A 13,998-nucleotide genomic window follows, 5' to 3' on the forward strand; every position below is an offset into this window, starting at 1 on the left:
CAAGACTGAACGAACGAGGCGCCCTGCCTGCCCCGCCGGGGGCTCACGGCCCCACAATCGCGGTCGAATTATCGTATCCGGATCGGTACGATTTTGTGACTCGCCGGATGCAAGGGCATCGCGGACGGTGGCCGGATGAGATCATCCGGCCTATAGAAGCACCATGTCCAATCATGAAGTTGACGTCGTCATCATCGGTGCGGGGCACAACGGCCTCACCTGCGCGGCCTATCTCGCGATGGCCGGGCTCAAGGTCAGGGTCGTCGAGCGCCGCAAGGTGGTCGGCGGCGCCGCCGTCACCGAAGAGTTTTGTTCGGGCTTCCGCAATTCGGTCGCCGCTTACACGGTGAGCCTGCTCAACCCGCAAATCATCTCCGACCTGAAACTTGCCGAGCACGGCCTCAAGATCGTCGAACGCCGCGCGCAGAACTTCCTCCCCGCACCCGACGGCAGTTACCTGCTGACCGGCGAAGGCCGCACCCAGCAGTCGGTCGAGCGACTGAGCCAGCGGGATGCGGCAACGATCGGCGTGTTCTCGGGGGAACTCGAAGCGATCGCCGATGTGCTGCGCCAATTCGTGCTGCGCGCGCCGCCGAACCTGGTCGAAGGCTTCGGCCTCGGCGCCATGAGTGAAGCCTTCAACGCGCTTGGCACCGCCAACATCCTGCGCCGGCTGTCGCTCGAGCAGCAGCGCAATCTGCTCGACCTGTTCACACGCTCGGCCGGCGAGATGCTCGACGAGCGTTTCGAGAACGACCTCGTCAAGGCGCTGTTCGGCTTCGACGCCATCGTCGGCAATTATGCCAGCCCCTACGCGGCCGGCTCGGCCTATGTGATGCTGCACCATGCGTTTGGCGAGGTGAACGGCAAGAAGGGCGTCTGGGGCCACGCGATCGGCGGCATGGGCGCGATCACCCAGGCGATGGCGCGTGCCGCGCGCGGCCATGGTGTCGAGATCGAAACCGATGCGCCTGTCCGCGAGGTGATCGTCGAGAAGGATCGCGCCACCGGCGTCATGCTCGACAATGGCGAGACGATCAGCGCCAAATATGTCGTCTCCAACGTCAACCCGAAGCTGCTCTACACGCGCCTGGTGCCGGAAGGCGCACTGGCAAGCGAATTCCGCACGCGCATCGGGCGATGGCAGAACGGCTCCGGCACATTCAGGATGAATGTGGCGCTTGATACCCTGCCCTCGTTCACGGCGTTGCCCGGCCCGGGCGATCACCTCACTGCGGGCATCATTATCGCGCCTGGTCTCGGCTACATGGATCGCGCCTGGCGCGACGCGCGTGAATTTGGCTGGAGCCGCGCGCCGGTCGTCGAGGTGCTGATCCCCTCGACGCTCGACGACAGTTTGAGCCCGCCGGGTCAGCATGTCGCGAGCCTGTTCTGCCAGCACGTCGCGCCGCAATTGCCCGACGGTAAATCATGGGACGACCATCGCGAGGAAGTCGCCGACCTGATGATCGCAACCGTCGACACGTATGCCCCCGGTTTCGCGGGCAGTGTGGTCGGCCGCCAGATCCTGTCGCCGCTGGACCTCGAGCGGCAGTTCGGCCTGCTCGGCGGCGACATCTTCCACGGCGCGCTGACACTGAACCAGCTGTTCTCGGCGCGTCCCATGCTCGGCCATGCCGATTACCGCGGACCGCTGCGCGGTCTCTACCATTGCGGTTCCGGCGCCCATCCCGGCGGCGGGGTCACCGGCGCCCCCGGCCACAACGCCGCGCGGGCCGTCCTCGCCGACCATCGCGCGCTGTTCGCATAGAGCAGAGGGCGCATCGCGGGCCGCGGTCGGCGCCGGGCCAAGTTGTGGACAGGTCTGTTGAGAAGCTGTGGGTCGACCGTAGCCAGAGGTGGTGTGCCTTGGCGGGACAATCGGTGAGTATCCCGGTTGACTGCCGGTGGAACGGAAGCCGACAACCCCGGGGATAATGCGCTCGACGTCCTGTGGACAGGCTGCGTGAGGCTCTGTGGACAACCCGTCAAAAAGAAAACACCGGGCCTCGTTGCCCGGTGCTTGCTCGAGAACGCCGTCTGCGAAATTACTTGAGCGAGCTCGCGACCGTGCTGAACGTCCCGCTCAAGTTCGTGCCGACGCCATTCACCGCAGCGATGATGGCGATGGCGATGCCGGTCGCAATCAGTCCGTATTCGATGGCGGTCGCGCCGGATTCATTCTGTAAAAACCTAACGAAAAGAGTTCTCATTGCAGCCCTGCCCTGGGTTGTGATGCCTTGGAACGAAGGGTGTTCCCTAGTTCCACCTCCGTAGTAGTACGGCGGTATCTAAGGTTGTCTGAATCGGGAACCTATCAATTCTCGCGATATTCGATTGAATACGGCTTGAAACTTTAACAAAAACCGCGCTACCGGCCTCCGATGACCCCGTCCACACACCGCGCCAGCATCACCTTTCCAGACGAACCGACCGCAAAGCGCGTGGTCGACGCGCTCTCCGAGATGTATTTCGAGGATCAGGCGGCGTTTGCGGCCTTCGAGCGGCCGGATGGCCGCTGGGATGTCACCGTCCATTTTGCCGAGCCGCCGGACCAAACCTTGTTGCGCGAGCTGGTCGGACAGACTGTGCGGCCCGATGTCGCATCGACTTTGGTATTTGACACCGTCGAGGCAAAGGACTGGGTCAAGGCCAGCTTGGAAGATCTGGTCCCGGTCGCGGCCGGCCGGTTCATCGTCCATGGCCAACATGACCGGCACAGGATACCACCGAACAAGCTCGGGATCGAGATCGAGGCGGCGCTCGCCTTCGGCACCGGCCATCACGGCACCACGCGCGGCTGCCTGCTGCTGCTCGATCACGTGCTGAAGGCCTATCAGCCCCGCCGGGTGCTCGATCTCGGCGCCGGGACCGGCGTGCTGGGAATTGCCGCCGCCAAGGCGCAGCATCGCAAGGTGCTGGCGAGCGACATCGACCCGCCGTCGGTCAAGGTCGCCGCCGAGAATGCCCGGCTGAACGGGGCAGGACATCTGGTCGATGTGATCCGTGCCACCGGCTTTGCATCGCCGCGGTTTGCCGAGGACGGGCCGTTCGATCTGGTGCTCGCCAACATCCTCGCCAATCCGCTGCGCCAGCTGGCGGGGCCGATGGCCCGGCACCTCGCATCGTCGGCGCAGGTCATCCTCTCGGGCCTGCTGACGCATCAGGCGCCGGCGGTCGTTGCTGCTTATCGCGCCCGCGGGCTGGTGCCGCTGCGGCATCTGAAGATCGAGGGCTGGAGCAGCCTGCTGCTGCGCTCGGTCAGGTGAAATGGCCGCGACCGGCAGACAGTGCGGCGACTGCACGCTCTGCTGCAAGGTGATGGCGATCGAGCAGCTGGCGAAGCCGGCCAACGCATGGTGTGCCCATTGCAAGCCAGGGCGCGGCTGCCGGATCTATCCAAGCCGGCCGGCAGAGTGCCGCGCGTTCAGCTGCGTCTGGCTGGTCAATGAGCTGCTGGACGAGCACTGGAAGCCCTCCCGATCGAAGCTCGTCCTGACCACGTCGGACGACGGGCTCGAGGTCAGATGCGATCCGGGCTTTCCGGATGCCTGGCGCAGGGAGCCGTTTCGCAACGAGCTAAGGGAATGGGCGATATCCGGCGAGCCGCTCGACATGACCGTCGTCGTGATCGCCGGTCAGCGCGTGACGTTGCTGACGCCGGAGCGCGAATTCGATCTGGGTGTCGTCGGCCCCGATGAGCGGATCGTGCGTGAACTCGAGGGCACCAGGGTCGTCAATGTAACCGTGGCGAAGGCGTCCGACCTCGCACCGTAAACGCGATCTGCGGATTGGCTATTCGGGCGCTGCGGAATCGCGGCCGGCCGTGTCGGCCTTGTCCTGACCGGCTGCACGCCTGGCACGCGCCTCGACCAAGCGGTCGAGCATTTGCACGATGACGCCACGTTGCTTCTGCTCGACCGGCGCAATCGGCCCGCGGCGAACCGGCGGCGAGATCTTCTCAAACGTGAATGCAGGCATCGTGCATCTCCTCACCGTTGAGTTGAGACACTCCTGGACGCCCCCCCGTACGCTCGATCGGCGATGGTGGACATCGTCCGGTCACTTCCACTATGCCATGATTCAAGCATAAGTTATGCCAAAAATGTGGTCATGCCTCAGCGCGTCGGCGCGAAGCTCATGCTGCATCCGAAGAGAGTGCAAAGGCGATGTTCGAAGCCCATTTCCAGACGTTCGAAGAGCCCGAAGGCGGCGTGGCGCTGACCGCGCGCTTAAGCGCGCTGCGCGAGGAATTGGCCCGGCGCAAGCTGATCGGGTTCGTGGTTCCGCGCGCCGATCAGCAGCAGAATGAGTATGTTGCGGCGTCCGAGGAGCGGCTTGCCTGGCTGACCGGCTTCACCGGATCAGCCGGGCTCGCGATCGTGTTGAGCAAGGAAGCCGCCCTGTTCGTCGACGGGCGCTACACGCTGCAGGCCGGCAAGCAGGTCGATCGCAAGGCCTGGCAGGTCGAGTCGCTGGTCGAGCCGCCGCCGGAGCACTGGCTGACCCGGCACCTGGCAGCCGGCGACCGCCTAGGATTTGACCCCTGGCTGCACACTTCTGCGGCAGCCGAACGGCTGGCGGCCGCCTGTGCCAAGGCCGGCGCCGAACTGGTCGCCGTCGACGGCAACCCGGTCGATACGGTCTGGCACGAACGGCCGGCGCCGCCGCTCGGCCCGGTCGCGATCCACGGCGCGCAGTTTTCCGGCGAGATCGAGGCCGAGAAGCTGAAGCGCATCCGGCTCGAGATCAACAAGCTCGGGGTCGATGCGCTGGTGCTCTCCGACAGCCACGCGGTGGCCTGGACCTTCAACATCCGCGGCGCCGACGTCTCGCATACGCCGCTGCCGCTGTCCTATGCGCTGGTGCCGAAGGAAGGCCGGCCGCTGGTGTTCATCGATCACCGCAAGCTGTCCAACGCGACCCGCGACCATCTCGAACAATCCGCCGATGTCGAAGAGCCGGCGGCGCTGACGCCAAAACTGACCGAGCTCGCCAAGCGCGGCGCCTCGATCGCGCTCGACAGCGCGACCGCGGCCGACGCGTTGAGCCGCCTGATCTCCGGCGCCGGCGGCAAGCCGGTGCGCGGCAACGATCCGGTCAGCCTGCTGAAGGCGGTCAAGAACCTCACCGAGATCGTCGGCACCCGCACGGCGCATCAGCGCGATGCGGTGGCGCTCGTGCGCTTCCTCGCCTGGGTCGACCGCGAGGCACCCTCAGGCCACCTCACCGAGATCGACACCGTCGAGGCGCTGGAAACCTTCCGCCGCCAGACCGGCGCGCTGAAGGACGTCTCGTTCCCGACCATCGCCGGCACCGGGCCGAACGGCGCCATCGTGCATTATCGCGTGACGCGCAAGAGCAACCGCCGCATCGCGCCCGGCGATCTGCTGCTGATCGATTCCGGCGCGCAATATGAGGACGGCACCACCGACGTCACCCGCACCATCGCGATCGGCCAGCCGACCGACGAGATGCGCGACCGCTTCACCCGCGTGCTGCGCGGCCATATCGCGATTGCCCGCGCGGTCTTCCCCGACGGCACCACCGGCGCACAGCTCGACAGCTTCGCGCGGCAACATCTCTGGCAGGCCGGCATCGATTTCGAGCACGGCACCGGCCACGGCGTCGGCAGCTATCTCAGCGTCCATGAAGGGCCGGCGCGGATCTCCAAGCTCGGCACCACGCCGCTGAAGCGCGGCATGATCCTGTCCAACGAGCCCGGCTACTACAAGACCGACGCCTACGGCATCCGGATCGAGAACCTCGAGCTGGTGATCGGCACCGACATCGCCGGCGCAGAGAAGCCGGTCAACGCATTCGAGACGCTGACCCTGGCGCCGATCGATCGCCGCCTGATCGAGGTCAGCATGCTGAGCGAAGGCGAATTGAGCTGGCTCAACGACTACCACGCCCGCGTCGCGCGCGTGGTACGTCCGCATCTCGACGACAATGCCACCAAGCTGTGGCTGGATGAGGCGACGGCGGCGCTGACGTAGCGGCGCGTTCAAGCATCCACACATTCGGTGTCATCCCGGCACTCGGTGTCATCCCCCGCGAAAGCGGGGGATCCAGTACGCCGCGGCCCATCGGTTCAAACACACCTGCCTCTGGAATACTGGGTCCCCCGCTTTCGCGGAGGACGACTGTGGAATTTGTGGCTGACGACAGCGGCGCTTGTTGCGCGAGGCGAAACTACCTCGCTTCGCCGCCCGAAATGCATGGGCGTATGCCGAAACACCCGTATTCCGCGCGGACGGGCACGCTACAGTCGTTCCACAATGCTGGATCGGACCTGAATGCACGGCGTGATGGGCAAGCCGCCCGGCGCGGCCACAACTAACATCGCGACATCGAAGGTCATGCTGCTGATGCTCGTCGTGATGACGGGCGTCGCGCCGATCTCGCTCTACATGCTGGTTCCGGCGCTGCCGGTGCTGGCGACCACGTTCGGCCGCGACATCGGGATCGCGCAGATGACCGTGTCGCTCTACATGGTCGGCATCGCGCTCTCGCAACTGATCATGGGACCGCTGTCCGACAAATTCGGCCGCCGCCCGGTGCTGCTCGCGGGCCTCGGCCTGATGGTGGTGGCCGGCATCGGCTCTGACTTCGCCGAGACCCTGCCGCAACTGATCGCGGCGCGCTTCTTCCAGGCGCTCGGCGGCGCCAGCGGCATGGTGATCAGCCGCGCCATCATCCGCGATCTCTATCCGCGCGAGCGTGTCGGCGCCATGATCAGCCTCGTCGTCGCCGCGCTGATGATCGCGCAGATGGTGAGCCCGCTCACCGGCGGTCTGCTGGAGACCACATTCGGCTGGCGCGCGATCCTCTATCTCATTACCGCGGCGTCGCTGATCACCACGATCTTCATCGCGCTCGCATTGCCTGAAACCCGCCGCGACCGCGCCGACAGCTCCAGCTTTCGCGGCGACCTCGGCAAACTGATGCGAAGCCGCGCCTTCGTCGGCTATCTCTTGTGCCAGGTGCTGGCCTCGCAGATCATCTTCGCCTTCGCCGGCGGCGGCCCCTATATCGTGGTCACCCAGATGGGCCGCAGCAGCGCCGAATACGGCGCGTGGTTCGCGATGACCGGGTTCGGCTACTTCATCGGCAATCTGCTGTGCGTCCGCTTCGCGCCGCGCCACTCGCTGGAGAAGCTGATCTGGTTCGGCCTCGCGCTGCAGGTCGGCGGCAGTCTCTTGAACCTGATCTGGAGTTTCGCCGGGCTGAACCAGGCGCCGCTCTGGCTGTTCGGCACCCAGATGATCGTGATGGTCGCCAATGCCTTCGTGATGGCCAATTCCGCCGCCGGCGCCATCAGCATCCGCCCCGAGGCCGCCGGCACCGCCTCCGGCGCCATGGGCTTCCTGCAGCAAGGCATCGGCTCGCTGATCTCGCAGTTCGGCGCCTATCTCGGCGGCCACTCCACCACCACACTGCCGCTGACATCGGCGCTCTTCGCGATCTCGCTCGCCTGCGCCTGCACCATGATCTTCGTGGTGCCGCGGCGGAACGTGGTGGTCAGCGAAGAGCTGATCGCGCAGGCCGAGGAGGATGAGCAGGGGATGATGTGAGGCGTGCGCTCGTACCGCGCTCTCGCCTCGTCATCCCCCGCGAAAGCGGGGGATCCAGTACGCCGCGGCCTGTCGGGTGAATCACTGCGGCCTCTAGAATACTGGGTCCCCCGCTTTCGCGGAGGACGACAGCGGAGAATGCGGCGACGACGCTGCGCGCACCTCACTCCTCAATCAGCTTCAGCCAGTCGTCTTCGGTCAGCACCGCAACGCCGAGCTCGCGCGCCTTGGTCAGCTTTGAGCCGGCCTCTTCGCCGGCGACGACGTAATCCGTCTTCTTTGAAACCGAGCCCGCGACCTTGGCGCCGAGACGCTCGGCCATCGCCTTGGCTTCGTCGCGGGTGAACTTGGTCAGCGATCCGGTGAACACCACGGTCTTGTCCGAGACCGGCGAGCTCTTGCGCGGCTGCTCGGCGGGCTTCACCTCGATCTGCTGCAGCAATTCACCGAGCGCCTTGACGTTGCGCGGCTCGGCAAAGAACTCGACCACCGCATCTGCGACGATCTCGCCGATGCCATCGATATCGTTGAGGTCCTGGTAGGCCTCGGTGGTGTTCTCTTCGTCCGTGCTGCCTTTGGCGGCGGCCAGCATCGCCTCACGGAAATTCTCGATCGTGTGGTAGTGCCGCGCCAGCAGCTTGGCATTGCCTTCGCCGACATGGCGAATGCCGAGCGCAAAGATCAAACGGTGCAGGTCGATGTTGCGGCGGGCGTCGATCGCGTCGAACAGGTTGCGCACCGAGGTTTCGCCGTAGCCTTCGCGCTCCATCAATTTTCTGGTCGAACGTTGGTCCCGCTCGCGAAGCGTGAAGATGTCGACCGGCGACATCACCAGTCCGTCCTCGTAAAACTCCTGGATCTGCTTCTCGCCGAGACCGTCGATATCGAAGGCAAGGCGCGACACGAAATGCTTCAGCCGCTCGACCGCCTGCGCCGGACAGATCAGCGCACCGGTGCAGCGGCGCACCGCCTCGCCCTCCTCGCGAATCGCGTGACTGCCGCACACCGGGCAAGTGTCCGGAAACTTGTAGGGCTTTGCACTCTTCGGCCGCTTGTCCAGAACGACATTGACGACCTGGGGGATGACGTCGCCAGCGCGCTGCACCACGACGGTGTCGTCGATGCGCAGATCCACGCCATCCCGAATCGGATTGCCGTCGTTGCCGATGCCCTTGATGTAGTCTTCGTTGTGCAGGGTCGCGTTCGAAACCACGACGCCACCGACCGTCACCGGCTCGAGCCGCGCGACCGGCGTCATCGCTCCGGTGCGCCCCACCTGGATATCGATGCCCTTGAGAATTGTCGTTGCCTGTTCGGCTGCGAATTTGTGTGCGATGGCCCAGCGCGGGCTGCGCGACACGAAGCCGAGCCGCTCCTGCCAGTCGAGCCGGTCGACCTTGTAGACCACGCCGTCAATGTCGTAGCCGAGCGAAGGCCGCTCCTCGCCGATCTTGTTGTAGAATTTCAAGACGTCGTCGATGCTCTTGCAGAGCGTGATCAGCGGATTGACCACAAAGCCTGCTCTGCCCATCCACTCCAGCATGCCGTGCTGGGTGTCGGCGGGCGGCTCGCTCATCTCGCCCCATGTGTAGGCGAAGAATTTCAGCGGTCGTGACGCGGTGATCGACACGTCCTTCTGACGCAGCGAACCCGCCGCCGAATTGCGCGGATTGGCAAACACCGTGTCGTCGGCCGCGGCCTGCTTCTTGTTCAGCTCAAGGAAGTCCTTCTTGAGCATATAGACTTCGCCGCGCATTTCGCAGGCTGCCGGAACGTTGCGTCCCTTTAGGGTGTGCGGGATGTCCTTGATGGTCCGGACGTTGGCGGTGACATCCTCGCCGGTGAAACCGTCGCCACGCGTCGCGGCCCGGACCAGTTCGCCATTTTCGTAGCGCAGCGAGAGCGACAGGCCGTCGATCTTCGGCTCGGCGACCAGCGCCGGAATATGGTCGGCATCCAGCTTGAGAAAGCGCCTGATGCGTTCGACGAATTCGGTGACGTCCTCGTCGCTGAATGCGTTGCCGAGCGACAGCATCGGAACGACATGCTGCACCTTGGCAAAGCCACGGGCCGGCGCGGCGCCGACCGTCTGCGTCGGCGAGTCCTTGCTGACGAGATCGGGAAACCTGGCCTCGATTGCCTCCAGGCGCCGCCGCAAAGCGTCGTAGGCCGCGTCCGATACGGTCGGCGCGTCCTTCTGATAGTAGCGCTCGTTGTGCCCCTCGATCTCGAGTGAAAGCCGCATGTGCTCGACCTTGGCCTGGGCCTTGGTGAGCTTGTCGACGTCGACCAGCGCTTTCGTCGCCTTGGCAGCCATGGGCAGACTAGCTCGCCGCCCTGAGCAGCCGTTCCGCCGCGGCCCTCGCCTCCGCGGTGATCTCGGCGCCGGCCAGCATGCGTGCGATCTCCTCGCGGCGGTGATCGGCGGCGAGCGCGTTGACGCGGGTGGCGACCCGCTTGCCCTTGTCGAGCGCATCCTTGGAGATCAACAGATGCTGGCTGGCGCGGGCTGCGACCTGCGGCGCATGCGTCACCGCCATCACCTGCACCTTGCCGGCGAGGCGTGCCAGCCGCGAGCCGATCGCATCCGCCACCGCGCCGCCGACACCTGTGTCGATTTCGTCGAACACCAAAGTCGGCGCCGAGCCGCGATCGGCCAGCACGACCTTCAGCGCCAGCAGGAAGCGCGACAGCTCGCCGCCGGAGGCGACCTTCATCATGGGCCCCGGCTTGGTGCCCGGATTGGTCTGGACCCAGAACTCGACGCGGTCGATGCCCTGCGGCCCCGGCGCGGCGGCATTGGCCTCGACCTGGGTCATGAATTTCGCACGCTCGAGCTTGAGCGGCGCGAGCTCGGCATTGACGGCCTTGTTGAGCTTCTCGGCCGCCTTGGTGCGCGCCGCCGACAGCTTTGCCGCCGCAGCAGCATAGCGCTTGTCGGCCTCGGCGGCCGCCGCTTCCAGCTTCTTCAACTGATCGGCGCCGGCATCGATCAGCGCGACGTCACCAGCGTATTGCGCAGCCAGCGCGGCCAGCAGATCGACCGGCGTCGAATATTTGCGCGAGGCGGCACGCAACGCGAACAGCCGTTCCTCGATGCGCTCGAGCTCGGCCGGATCGAAATCGGTCGCCGCCAGTGCCGCGTGGAGATGCTGGTCGGCCTCTTCCAGCGCGTTGATCGCAATATCGATCGCCTTGACCGCCGGCTCGATCAGGCTGGGCGCATTGGCGGCACGCCGCTCCAGCCGCCGCACTGCGGCCGACAGCGCCGACACCGGCGAATGCGAGCCGCCGATCGCCTCCTGCGCCTCGCGCAGATCGGTCGCGACCTTTTCGCCCTGCATCATGGTGGTGCGGCGGTTGGCGAGCTCGGTCTCCTCGCCCTCCTTCGGCGCCAGCGTCTTCAGCTCCTGGGAGGCATGGCGCAGATAATCGGCCTCGCGCGCGGCGCGCTCCATGCCAGCGCGATGCCCGTCGAGGTCGGCGTTGGCGGTCCGCCTGATTTCCCACAGCGCCTCCAGCGCGGCGACGTCCTTCTCGTGGCCGGCGAAGGCGTCGAGCAGCTGGCGGTGGGTGGAGGCGTCGACCAAAGCGCGCTCGTCGTGCTGGCCATGGATTTCGACCAGAACAGCGCCGACCGCCCTCAGGGTCTGCACGCTGATCGCCTGGTCGTTGATGAAGGCGCGGGTGCGGCCGTCGGCCAGTTGCACGCGGCGCAGGATCATTTCACCGGTGTCGTCGAGGCCGTTCTCGGCAAGAATCCTGGCGGCCGGGTGCCCCTTCGGGACATCGAAGGTGGCGGTGACCTGGCCCTGCTCGGCGCCATGGCGCACCAGTCCGGCATCGCCGCGGCCGCCGAGCGCCAGCGCAAAGGCATCAAGCAGGATGGATTTGCCGGCGCCGGTTTCGCCGGTCAGCACCGCCAGGCCACGGGAAAATTCGATATCAAGCCGTTCGATCAGGACGATGTCACGGATCGATAGACGGGCCAGCATGCGAGGACAATTCCTAGCCGAGACCTATCTTCTTGAAGGTCCTGCTGATCCAGGATCCCTGATTCTCGCTCGGCTCGAGACCGCCCGACTTTACTAGATTATATGCGTCCTTGTACCAGCGGCTGTCCGGAAAATTGTGGCCGAGCACCGCGGCGGCGGTCTGCGCCTCGCCGGCGATGCCGATCGCCATATAGGCCTCGGTCAGCCGGTAGAGCGCCTCTTCGACGTGGCGGGTGGTCTGGTACTGGGTGACCACGGTCTTGAAGCGGTTGATCGCGGCGGTGAAGTCGCGCTTCTCGATGTAATAGCGCCCGACCGCCATTTCCTTGCCGGCGAGCTGGTCGCGCGCAGCCTGGATCTTGGCCTTGGCCTGGGTGGCGTATTCCGAGGTCGGATATTTGCGCACCACTTCTTCGAGCGCCGCGATCGCCTTCTCGGTGCGGCTCTGGTCGCGCGAGATGTCCGGTATCTGGTCGAAATGCGATGCCGCGATCAGGTATTGCGCGTAGGACGCGTCCGGGCTGCCGGGATGCAGCGTCACGTAGCGGGTGGCGGAGCCGATGCAGCTGTCGTAGTCGCCCGCCTGATAGTACGAATAGGCCGACATCAGGAGCGACTTGCGCGCCCAGTCCGAATAGGGATGCTGACGGTCGACTTCCTCGAACTTCTTCGAAGCGGCCTTCAGGTCCTTCTTCTCGTTCATCATGTACAAGCCCTCATTGTAGAGCTTGTCCGCGGGCTCATCGACGAACGTGTCGTCCTTGGCCATGAACTTGTCCCACAGCGCGCCGGTGCCGCAGCCGCTCAGCGGCAGTGCGAGCACGATCAGGCCCGCCGCGAAACGCAGCGTGCGCGCGGCCTTGGTCAGGCCGGAGACGTCAGAAGAATTGCGTTGTTCGAGCGCCATACGCATTGCCGACATGGATTGTAAAACCTGACGCCTTTGATGCGGTTAACGGCGACCCCACTCCACCCATGAACCGCGATCACGGATGCAATATCTCTCGTGCCGTTGGCGCCGGATCAAGGCAACCGCGGGCCTGTTTAACCGAAAAATGACCGTCGACCAACCGAATAGGGAGCCAATCCGCCGGGAATAAGGCGACCCGGCGACGCTCACAGCCTGCTGTGGTTATTACGGAAATTGGGCTGACCGGCCAGGCGATCAGGACTTGGGCGATCAGGACTTGGGCGATCAGGACACGTCCGGACCGTAGGCCGGGGCGACCAGGCCGCCCACCGTGCTTGCACCGGCTTCGACATGGCCGCGGACCGGCCGCCGGGCGGTCTCCGATTCGACCACGCGCCAGGCGCTGCGGTCGGCGAGCAGCGCCTTCAGCACTGCGTTGTTGAGCTTGTGCCCGCCGCGGACCGAACGGTAGCTGCCGAGCAGCGGCAGGCCGGCCAGCGCCAGATCGCCGATCACGTCGAGCACCTTGTGGCGGGCGCACTCGTCGGCGTAGCGCAGGCCCTCGGCGTTGAGCAGGCGGGCCTCGTCAAACACCACGGTGTTGTCGAAGGAGGCGCCGAGCGCGAAGCCGGCGCCCCACAGCCGCGCCACGTCATTCATGCAGCCGAACGTACGGGCCCGCGCGACTTCGCGGCGGAAGCCTTCCGGCGACAGATCGAAGGAGTAGGTCTGGTGACCGATCACCTTGTTGGCGAAATTGATTTCGACTTCGGCGCGGAACCCGCCGGCGAACGGACGCAGCTCGCCCATCGCATCGCCGATCTTGACCTGCACCGGCTTCAGCACCTGAATGAAGCGGCGGACGCCGGGCTGGGTCACAATGCCGGCCTGATCGATGGCCGCGACAAACGCCGCAGCGCTGCCGTCCATGATCGGAACTTCTGCAGCGTCGACTTCGATCGTGGCGTTGTCGACGCCCATGCCGCGCAGCGCGGCGAGAACATGCTCCGCGGTCGAAACCAGCGGCCCTTCGCGGTCACCCAGCACCGTCGCGAATTCGGTTGCGATCACAGCGTCGGCGGTGGCGGTAACTTCGCGGTCGGCACCGTCGAGACCGGTGCGGACAAAAATAAAACCCGCATCAACGGGTGCAGGTCCCAGCGTGAGACTGACAGGAAGACCGGAATGAACGCCTACGCCAGTCACGGTGGCTTGCGACCGAAGCGTTGTCTGACGGCTGAACTTCATTCGATAATGCCCACTACCCGACTTTGCTCACTTCAAGTGGCCAAACTTCCCCAAGGCCGACTCGCATGAGCTCCCCAAGTCCCGGCAGACCATAGTCACAGCCCTAAAGCGCGCCAACTCACGCTTCTTTACGGATTGTTACCCCATCTCCGCCGCATTCGCGCCCAAGGTTAACCCAATTGCGGCAGCGAAAACGGCCCTCGGCGAGTGGCCATCTGACCACCGAAATAATAATTAATCATTTAAAATCAGTTGCTTGTTTACCCGA

The 13,998-nt window shown here is 65.2% G+C and carries 11 protein-coding genes; 5 read left to right on the top strand and 6 right to left on the bottom strand.

From position 1 onward, the window contains the following. The first annotated feature begins 163 nt into the window (after positions 1 to 163). Positions 164 to 1,771 (top strand): NAD(P)/FAD-dependent oxidoreductase, encoded by a 1,608-nt coding sequence (locus tag JQ573_RS14680; RefSeq protein WP_212310530.1) that lies wholly within the window; start codon positions 164 to 166, stop codon positions 1,769 to 1,771. A 277-nt stretch (positions 1,772 to 2,048) separates the two neighbouring features. On the opposite strand, the gene JQ573_RS14685 is transcribed toward JQ573_RS14680, so the two are convergent. Further along, entirely contained in the window at positions 2,049 to 2,213 is a 165-nt protein-coding gene (locus tag JQ573_RS14685) for a Flp family type IVb pilin (RefSeq protein ID WP_212310531.1), read from the bottom strand. 171 nt (positions 2,214 to 2,384) lie between these two features. On the opposite strand from JQ573_RS14685, the gene JQ573_RS14690 reads away from it, so the two are divergent. Next, on the top strand, positions 2,385 to 3,269 hold the full coding sequence (locus JQ573_RS14690; protein ID WP_212310532.1) for a 50S ribosomal protein L11 methyltransferase: 885 nt from the start codon (positions 2,385 to 2,387) through the stop codon (positions 3,267 to 3,269). A 1-nt stretch (position 3,270) separates the two neighbouring features. Further along, a complete protein-coding gene (locus JQ573_RS14695) occupies positions 3,271 to 3,777 on the top strand; it encodes a hypothetical protein (protein WP_212310533.1) in 507 nt (168 codons plus the stop codon). An 18-nt stretch (positions 3,778 to 3,795) separates the two neighbouring features. Here JQ573_RS14695 and JQ573_RS14700 read toward each other — a convergent pair whose 3' ends face one another. Then, positions 3,796 to 3,981, bottom strand: coding sequence for a hypothetical protein (locus JQ573_RS14700; protein ID WP_212310534.1), 186 nt, complete (start codon positions 3,979 to 3,981; stop codon positions 3,796 to 3,798). A 188-nt stretch (positions 3,982 to 4,169) separates the two neighbouring features. Here JQ573_RS14700 and JQ573_RS14705 point away from each other — a divergent pair, with 188 nt between their 5' ends. Both JQ573_RS14705 and JQ573_RS14710 read left to right on the top strand, forming a co-directional pair. Beyond that, a complete protein-coding gene (locus JQ573_RS14705; protein WP_212310535.1) occupies positions 4,170 to 5,999 on the top strand; it encodes an aminopeptidase P family protein in 1,830 nt (609 codons plus the stop codon). A 300-nt stretch (positions 6,000 to 6,299) separates the two neighbouring features. After that, on the top strand, positions 6,300 to 7,577 hold the full coding sequence (locus JQ573_RS14710; RefSeq protein ID WP_212310536.1) for a multidrug effflux MFS transporter: 1,278 nt from the start codon (positions 6,300 to 6,302) through the stop codon (positions 7,575 to 7,577). Between the two features lie 163 nt (positions 7,578 to 7,740). On the opposite strand, the gene ligA is transcribed toward JQ573_RS14710, so the two are convergent. The 4 genes from ligA to lpxC all read right to left on the bottom strand — a co-directional run bounded on the left by ligA (position 7,741) and on the right by lpxC (position 13,730). Beyond that, complete coding sequence (gene ligA / locus JQ573_RS14715; RefSeq protein ID WP_212310537.1) at positions 7,741 to 9,894, bottom strand: NAD-dependent DNA ligase LigA; 2,154 nt, start codon at positions 9,892 to 9,894, stop codon at positions 7,741 to 7,743. Between the two features lie 7 nt (positions 9,895 to 9,901). Continuing rightward, complete coding sequence (gene recN, locus JQ573_RS14720; RefSeq protein ID WP_212310538.1) at positions 9,902 to 11,572, bottom strand: DNA repair protein RecN; 1,671 nt, start codon at positions 11,570 to 11,572, stop codon at positions 9,902 to 9,904. Positions 11,573 to 11,585: 13 nt separating this feature from the next. Next, on the bottom strand, positions 11,586 to 12,494 hold the full coding sequence (locus JQ573_RS14725) for an outer membrane protein assembly factor BamD (protein WP_409334627.1): 909 nt from the start codon (positions 12,492 to 12,494) through the stop codon (positions 11,586 to 11,588). A 273-nt stretch (positions 12,495 to 12,767) separates the two neighbouring features. Next, on the bottom strand, positions 12,768 to 13,730 hold the full coding sequence (lpxC, locus tag JQ573_RS14730) for a UDP-3-O-acyl-N-acetylglucosamine deacetylase (RefSeq protein ID WP_212310539.1): 963 nt from the start codon (positions 13,728 to 13,730) through the stop codon (positions 12,768 to 12,770). Between the last annotated feature and the right edge of the window lie 268 nt (positions 13,731 to 13,998).

The organism is Bradyrhizobium sp. AUGA SZCCT0105, assembly GCF_018129565.1.
Taxonomy (GTDB): domain Bacteria; phylum Pseudomonadota; class Alphaproteobacteria; order Rhizobiales; family Xanthobacteraceae; genus Bradyrhizobium.